The following is a 769-nucleotide window of genomic DNA, read 5'->3' as shown; positions in this document are numbered from 1 at the left end:
AAGTGAGATGAATCGATTGACTCTAGCTGGCACCGCAACCGTCTGGCTACTGAGTACGCTGTATTTTTTGGGAATATGGTTTGCGCTATTTGACGTCGTCAGCCGCGAAGTATTCACAGAGATGGCTATTGAGAATCCTATGCCTTTAGTCAGCGCAGTTATCATGATTATGCTGCTGACCCTCGCTTGCGCCCGTATTAGTATTTTGATATTTAATCGCCTGCTGACCCCAAAATGATTTTTTATCATCAAAAAGATTGGCGTATAGTAGTTCTATGAGCTTTAGATAAAGATAGTAAATTTTTGATACCTAGTGGTCACAAGGAAATAGCGGTATGGATATGTTAATGTTCGATGATCTCGAAAAGTTAGGCCGTATTCTCTTAACGACAGTTATGGTGTATGTCTTGATCGTCACAACCACCAAAGTTTCAGGCAAACGCTCAACGTCTCAATTAAACAATTTTGACTGGATAGTGACGGTCATGATCGGCTCGATAGGTGCAAGTACGATTTTACTTGAGTCTATACCCTTTGTTGAGGGCGGCTCTTCTATTATTTTGTTATATGTCCTTCAGTACCTAGTAACCAAATACGCTTCTATCTCGCCGCCATTTAGTCAGTTTATTTTGTCTGACCCGCGTATTGTTTTTTATCAAGGACAATTTTTGCCCGAAGCTCTGCGTGCTGAGCGTCTAACTCAGCAAGAGGTAGAATGTGCGATGCGTTCAGAGGGCGCTAATGACTTTGATGAGATCGAAGCGGTAGT

At 42.1% G+C, this 769-nt stretch carries 1 protein-coding gene and 1 pseudogene; both read left to right on the top strand.

What is annotated here, in order from left to right:
• Positions 1–238, top strand: a pseudogene (locus tag ACTXGO_RS15240) (ABZJ_00895 family protein); the annotation flags it as partial.
• Between the two features lie 97 nt (positions 239–335).
• Positions 336–769 (top strand): DUF421 domain-containing protein (locus tag ACTXGO_RS15235; RefSeq protein WP_443575111.1); only part of this gene is annotated, 434 nt, incomplete at its 3' end.

Source organism: Psychrobacter sp. T6-1, assembly GCF_052258445.1.
This window is presented reverse-complemented; position numbering and strand designations above follow the sequence as displayed.